Source organism: Flavobacterium sp., from assembly GCF_031363805.1.
GTDB lineage: Bacteria > Bacteroidota > Bacteroidia > Flavobacteriales > Flavobacteriaceae > Flavobacterium.
This window is the reverse complement of sequence record NZ_JANLVD010000224.1, coordinates 1-6682: the sequence shown is the minus strand read 5'-3', so window position 1 is coordinate 6682 and position 6682 is coordinate 1. Positions and strand designations below refer to the sequence as shown.

Here is a 6682-nt window from a genome sequence, read left to right as displayed (position 1 = left end):
GAATTTTACGTGATTACATCTTACACATTTAAAGCCTTCTTTCCACTTTATTTCTGCTAAATATTCTAAACAATCTAAATCCGTTTTGAACTTATCTGTAAATTCTAAAATACTTTGTCCTGTAAACTTTTCCATACTTTATATATACGAAAAAATTATAAGTAATTATCAGAACACCTCAAAAAATTTATTTCATCCAGGGAATGGGAATATAAAAATAGAATTTATTGATGACTTAAATATAATTACAGATATTAATGTTCAAGTTAATTCAAATGGATTAAGGACTATTAGTTCAACAACAATTCCTAATCCTGAATCCTTTCTAAGTTCCCTTTGCAATAGTCTAAATTTTCTAGATTACAAGTCATTTGAAAAAATTATGATTTCTAGTTCTGAAGATACAGGTAAGTTGTTTTCAAATTTAGTAGGCTTTGGTAGATTTATTGATATTAAAGAAAAACTTGATAAAATTTCTAGAACTCAAAATTTAAATACAGATTTTGGTAAAAATACCAGAGAAAACAGGATAAGAGAAAACAATCAAGAAATAAGTAAGTTAAAAAATGAAATTAAAAATAAGTTAGATGAAATAGGCATTAAGCAAGTGACGTTTAATGAAAAAGAGATTTTTAATAAAATAAAGTTATTTACTTCCAAACTTTCTGGAGAAAAAGTAAAAGCGGTAACAGTTAAATCCGATATTGATTTTGATTTATTAATAAAAACAAAAATAGGTACAACTTATGAAGATGATGCATTAAGACTCAATTCTGAAAAAGAAAATTTAGAAAAAGTAAAATCATTAAATATTTCACTAAGAAAATTTTCTAAAAAATCTATAAATACTTTATCTAAAAAATTAAATGCAGCATATTCTCAAATTGAATCGCCAATTGATATAGTTTTAGGTAAATTATTTGACAATGCTATAAACAGCTATGAAACTATTATTGATTTTGATAGAAACACTTGTGTTCTTTGCAATACTAATGATCTTGGGAATGAGCAAAAATCTTTTTATGATAAAATTAATGATAAAATAAGAGCCTATAATAAATTTAAAGTAAAATACGAATTATTTTTTCAAGATTTTTTAAGCCAAATAAAATATAGTAAAGTAATTGAATTTGAAAACAGCATTTTATCAATAAATACTTTTTTTTTGATAGTTTAGAAAGGTCAAAAGATTTTTTAAGTTCTAATTTTTTTGAAACTAATAATGTTTACGAAATTATTGAATCATACATAATAAAAGTTGCAAATAAAGCAGAAATAATTAACTCTGCTATTATCGAATTAAATATAAAAGTGCCTCCAAGAATTTCTGAACTCGTAGAAATTAATAATATTTATAAATTTATTTTCAATTCTTTAATTGAAATAGACAAATTATCAAAATCCAATGATTATGATACTAAATATTTATATGAACTTGAAAATTGGACAACTTATATAAATAAAATAAAATCAGATTACGAAAATTCGTATAATATTTTAATGGAGGAAATTGCTTCAATGATTGATACAGATACCAAGATTTTTTTTAAAGAAATTATGGGGAATGTTGATATTACACCAAAATTAAAAAAAGAACATAAAGGTCAAAAAGTAAATATTCTACTTGAAAAGTTTTACAGTAACACTTCTGATTTAAAAGCTGAAACATTACTTTCTGAATCATATAGAAATGCATTAAGTCTTTCTATATATTTTGCTGCAGCCTTAAAAAGTAAAAATGAAGGAAATTTCATTATTGTAGATGACATAACATCTAGTTTTGATGGAGGTCATCAGTATTACCTTTTAGATTTAATTAAACGAAGAATTTCTTTAAGTCCAACTAATAAAAAAGGAAAGCAAATTATTTTTTTAACTCACGATGGGTTATTAAAAAAAGTCCTCAATGAGTACAATAGTTTAAAAAACTGGAAGCATTATACTTTAAATTCTAATAAAGATACTGTTTCTCTTAAACCATTTAAATCAGATGATTTAAAACTAATAATCCAAGACAAGATTAACTCTGGAAATTATATTGGTTCAGATTTCAGAATGTATTATGAATTTATTTTATTAGAAATTATTGAAAAGCTAAATTTAGAAATTCCATTTTCTTTAATTAATAGTAATGATAATAAATTAGTAAGTAAATTGTCAAATGCTATTCAAGAAATTATCGAATTAAAAAGATTCTCTGGTAAAACAAGACAAATTAACAGAAGACTACCAACTAAAAATGATTTTAAAATTCACACCCAACAGTTATCAAATAATCTTTCCCACTGGGCCTCTGGTAGAGAAATTAGTTTATCAAATTCAGTTTTAAATAAAATTGTAGATGATATTGACACTTTTAAACAGATTTTTCAATATAACTGCATTTGTCCGACAAAAAATATAGGTTGGGTTTATTTTAATACACTAACATCACCTAAACATAAAGGTTGTAACTGTACAATTTAATTATGGCAAATATAAAATTAAACCAACAACTCAAAAGAGTTGAAATTTCAAACTTTGAAATCGAAAATCAAATAGTTTTCAACTACTTTGACAATCTTCCTGCGACCGAAAGAGACGAAAAATTACTTCGTGCGGTGTATATTGGAATTTTGGCATTGATGGAAGATCGCATATCTTCTTTTCTTGCCAAAACCAATAATGAACTAGGAACAGAATTAGAAAGTTTGAAAATGATTTTCGAAATGAAGAAAGAACTTTTCTACAAATCAACAATCAAAGGAATTTTAGCGGAAGATGAGATTGCAGAATTTCTAAACAATTATTTTCAAGAAAGAAGAATAAAAGACAAAGCGTTTTTAACAGGAAATACAGCTGGAAGTTTACCAAAAAATAAAACTGGAGATATCATTTGCGAAATAAATGGAAATCCAGATTTGAAAATTGCCATTGAATGTAAATTTGATAAAAGTGTTCGTTTTGGTGACATTGAAAGCAAAGATATCTTTACTAGAAAATCAGATACTGCTTGGAGTCAATTGATAGAAGCACAAGCCAATCGAGAAGCTAAAGTAAGTTTGATTGTTTTTGACATTTCATTAGTTGAAAATTCTATTCTAAAGAATTTCGAAAATGTGGGTTATATTCCAGAGATTGGTTTTGTTGCTATTATAAATTCTCAAAAAGGAGATTATTCAAATTTAGCAATTGCATATATGTTGGCTAGAGATATTGCTTTAAATGCTAAACCAATTGAACTAGAAAAGGATTTGTTAGCAATATTAGTCAATAGAATTATTAAAGACATCAATGAAGTTTTAACTATAAAATCATTAGTTCTAAATAATATTGATAACAACAAAGCAATTTTAAAACAACTTGAAAAATCAATTTTGTTAATGGAATTCAATCAAGAATATTTAAAAAAATTTCTAAATGATGGAACTCTAACTAAAAAAGATTTGTTGGATTATTATTCTGGAGAAGATGTAAAAGATAAATACAAACTAATCGAAAAAGAGATTAATGGAATTTTCTAAAGTGGTTAAATTCGATTATTAAAAACAAAACCTACAAGGTTAAAAAAAACCTTGCAGGAGTCGAAAAAGCATCAATCCAACCCAACTCCCTTAGCCCAGATTGAAATGGAAAGCTTTGCAACGGAAAAAGCTATTTTTTCTTGGCTAAAAACTGCGACCAAAGGAAGCACGTTTTTGGACTTAGAAAAAAAGATTTTTACAAGCAAACTTGCAATGGAAAGCTGGAAGTTGCTTCAAATTAATTCAATGCAAATGGTGCACTTAGTCTAAAAGTTGGCACAGTTACTTTAAATGTTCTGGTTGTAGTAAAATTAATCATATTGAAAAATCCTGCCATCGCGCCAAAAGGCGACATTAGTAAACATCCTGAGCTGTAAGTATGTTGTTCACCAGGTTTTAAAACAGGTTTTTTTCCTATAACACCTTCGCCATCAACTATTTCGAGATGGTTTAATGAATCTGAAATTTCCCAATGACGTGTGGTGAGTTGCACGGAATCTTTACTGTGATTTTCAATGGTAATGTGGTAGGTAAAAGCAAAATGCATTTTGTGATTTTTGAAGTATGTGCCTTCAAAATTCGTCAAAACCGAGATTTTTATGCCTCTTGTGATTTGTGATACCATAGTTTTAATTTATGTCCTACAAATTTAAAAAAAAATATAGTGATAAAACTTAATTTTGCTGTTAATTTTTAATTGGTAATATTTATAGAATCGGCTTCGCCTTTTCCAATTACCCTATCATATCTTTCGCCATTGGCTCTGTAATAAACTATGGCTGTGTATAAATTTTCTGTTTGCCAGAAATTCCCATCAATTTCATCTGAGTTTAAAAATTTATTATTCTTATCTAAAAGTGTGTATTTATAGTTGGTAAATCCTTGTTTTATTAACAATGCTTTTTCAAATATTCCTTTTTCCTTGTTATATTCCATTTTATTTTCATCGACTGTCACATTATTATTGAACATTCCTGTGATGTATATATTACTATCTGCTGGAGCATCGGCGGCAAAAAGTTTAAAATAAACCCAAGTATAATCTGCTTCCACATCATTGTTCGAAACATTCAAATTTCTGACTTGAAAATTTCCGTTTACATCTGGGAAAAATGTATATTGTTTGTATTTTCTGGCTGTATCGGTATATAATTTGGTATTGTACAATCCGCCGTTTGAATCTACATTGGCTATTGTATTTGTAACGGCGCGAACTTCTTTGCTATCAAAAAACAAGTATTCATTTCCCGCAAAAAACTGTGTTTCCTTGTCATATTTAAAAATCAAATCATTGCCAATAGTGTATTGAGGTTTTATATTGACAATGGTATTTTTCCAGTTTCCGTTCTGAAATAAAATAATTTTTACGTTTTGTTCTGCATTTTGGAACAGGATATTTTTTGATTTTATTGTAAAATCTAGATTGTGTTTGTATAAATTATCAGCTATATTTCGGGCTCTTTTAATTTGCATTGGCACTTCGCACATATCTTCATAAACGACAAATTTTTTGGAAAATACCAATTCTCTATTATTGTTGAAAATTGAAATTAGATAATTGCCACTTTTAGTAATTCTGGTAAATTTATTAGGTAGATTTAATCTGTAGTGTGAATAAAGCTGAAGTGTATTGAACGAATTTTCATAATCTTGAATTCTTTGATTGTCTACGCCATCAATATATTCGTTTTTAGACAATTGCGATGGTGTCCAGTTGTAATTATGGTGTGTTATTTCATAATAGTAATCGGCTTCGTTTCCATATAAATCATCGAAATTAAATTCAAATGATTCACCTAATTTAAAAAATGGCAACACATTGGCCTGACTTTGTATAAAAGTGATGGTTTTAATATTGTATGGTGCAACGGTTTCTGTAACATTCTGGCACATAACCAAATTTGCATATAAAGCTGCTGCTAAAAATAATAATAACTTCATGTATGTGATTATAAATTCATTGAATGTAAATATATTATTTTACAACGAATATTATGCCAGAAAATTATTTAAAACAAACCGGAATAATTTCGCCTTTTGCCAAACAATATTTTGTCACTAATTCTGGTGTGATTTTAGAAGTATAATCTTCTTCGATTACTTTAAAACCGATACTTCTTAATTTATCAAAATAATCACGACCATAAATTCTAACGTGATCATATTGTCCGAAAATGGCGGCGCGTTCTTTTTGATTTACAATAGCATCATCAGAAAAAGTAGTAGCACGAGACAAATCTTGTGGAATTTGAAGAATTGCCATTCCGCCAGGTTTCAAAACCCTGTATAATTCTTGTATTGCTTTGGTGTCGTCTGGAATGTGTTCGAGAACGTGGTTGCACAAAATAACATCGTATTCATTATCATTGAAAGGCAAATGGCAAATATCTGCTTTTACGTCTGCAAGTGGCGAAAGTAAATCGGTTGTGGTGTAATCGATATTTTTTTGGTTTCTGAACAATTTGTAAAAAGCCTGTTCAGGTGCAAAATGGAGGACTTTTTTCTTTTCAACTGCTGTAAAAAAATCAGTTTCATTTTGCAAATACAACCATAAAAGGCGGTGTCTTTCTAACGATAATGTACTTGGTGACAAAACATTATTTCGTTGGTTTCCGTAGCCATAAGGTAAAAATGTTTTAAAGCTTTTTCCATCAATAGGATCGGTGAATTTGGTTCCTTTTAATAGCATAGCTAAAATAGGTCGCGCAACATAACTCAGTCGAATTAATATGGGACGTGGAATAGTATTTAATATAAATTTAAAAAGCTTTTTCATAGTTGTTGACACGAATTTCACTAATTATCTTGTACAATTGATTTCAAAAATTTTGAAAATCTGTTTTTTTTCTTTTTTTATTCGTGCAAATTTGTGAAATTCGTGTAAAATGGGAGAAATTATTTCACACGAATTACACTAATTTTCACTAATTATCTTGTGCAATTGATTTCAAAAATTTTGAAAATCTGTTTTTTTTCTTTTTTTATTCGTGCAAATTTGTGAAATTCGTGTAAAATGGGAGAAATTATTTCACACGAATTACACTAATTTTCATTAATTATCTTGTGCAATTGATTTCAAAAATTTCAAAAATCTGTTTTTTTCTTTTTTTATTCGTGCAAATTTGTGAAATTCGTGTAAAATGGGAGAAATTATTTCACACGAATTACACTAATTTTCA

6 protein-coding genes and 1 pseudogene are annotated in these 6682 nt (G+C 27.6%); 3 read left to right on the top strand and 4 right to left on the bottom strand.

What is annotated here, in order from left to right; all coding sequences use genetic code 11:
* Nucleotides 1-135, bottom strand: a pseudogene (locus RMN92_RS11840) (IS1595 family transposase); the annotation flags it as partial.
* 247 nt (nucleotides 136-382) lie between these two features.
* Here RMN92_RS11840 and RMN92_RS11835 point away from each other — a divergent pair.
* The 3 genes from RMN92_RS11835 to RMN92_RS11825 all read left to right on the top strand — a co-directional run bounded on the left by RMN92_RS11835 (nucleotide 383) and on the right by RMN92_RS11825 (nucleotide 3503).
* The gene (locus tag RMN92_RS11835; protein WP_309609649.1) at nucleotides 383-1177 is read left to right on the top strand and encodes a hypothetical protein; all 795 of its coding nucleotides are present in this window, start codon (nucleotides 383-385) and stop codon (nucleotides 1175-1177) included.
* A 134-nt stretch (nucleotides 1178-1311) separates the two neighbouring features.
* Nucleotides 1312-2466 (top strand): hypothetical protein, encoded by a 1155-nt coding sequence (locus RMN92_RS11830; RefSeq protein ID WP_309609648.1) that lies wholly within the window; start codon nucleotides 1312-1314, stop codon nucleotides 2464-2466.
* 2 nt (nucleotides 2467-2468) lie between these two features.
* Nucleotides 2469-3503 (top strand): hypothetical protein, encoded by a 1035-nt coding sequence (locus tag RMN92_RS11825; protein ID WP_309609647.1) that lies wholly within the window; start codon nucleotides 2469-2471, stop codon nucleotides 3501-3503.
* Between the two features lie 238 nt (nucleotides 3504-3741).
* Here the strand turns inward: RMN92_RS11825 and apaG are convergent, their stop codons facing one another.
* The 3 genes from apaG to RMN92_RS11810 form a co-directional block, all read right to left on the bottom strand.
* The gene (gene apaG, locus RMN92_RS11820; RefSeq protein WP_309609646.1) at nucleotides 3742-4128 is read right to left on the bottom strand and encodes a Co2+/Mg2+ efflux protein ApaG; all 387 of its coding nucleotides are present in this window, start codon (nucleotides 4126-4128) and stop codon (nucleotides 3742-3744) included.
* 68 nt (nucleotides 4129-4196) lie between these two features.
* On the bottom strand, nucleotides 4197-5444 hold the full coding sequence (locus tag RMN92_RS11815; RefSeq protein ID WP_309609645.1) for a DUF5103 domain-containing protein: 1248 nt from the start codon (nucleotides 5442-5444) through the stop codon (nucleotides 4197-4199).
* A 64-nt stretch (nucleotides 5445-5508) separates the two neighbouring features.
* Entirely contained in the window at nucleotides 5509-6279 is a 771-nt protein-coding gene (locus RMN92_RS11810; protein ID WP_309609644.1) for a methyltransferase domain-containing protein, read from the bottom strand.
* Between the last annotated feature and the right edge of the window lie 403 nt (nucleotides 6280-6682).

Excerpts from the sequence above, each read along its gene's own strand:
- RMN92_RS11835 (WP_309609649.1), top strand. The coding sequence starts at position 383 with ATGATTTCTAGTTCTGAAGATACAGGTAAGTTGTTTTCAAATTTAGTA.
- RMN92_RS11825 (WP_309609647.1), top strand. The coding sequence starts at position 2,469 with ATGGCAAATATAAAATTAAACCAACAACTCAAAAGAGTTGAAATTTCA.
- apaG (WP_309609646.1), bottom strand. The coding sequence starts at position 4,128 with ATGGTATCACAAATCACAAGAGGCATAAAAATCTCGGTTTTGACGAAT.
- RMN92_RS11815 (WP_309609645.1), bottom strand. The coding sequence starts at position 5,444 with ATGAAGTTATTATTATTTTTAGCAGCAGCTTTATATGCAAATTTGGTT.
- RMN92_RS11810 (WP_309609644.1), bottom strand. The coding sequence starts at position 6,279 with ATGAAAAAGCTTTTTAAATTTATATTAAATACTATTCCACGTCCCATA.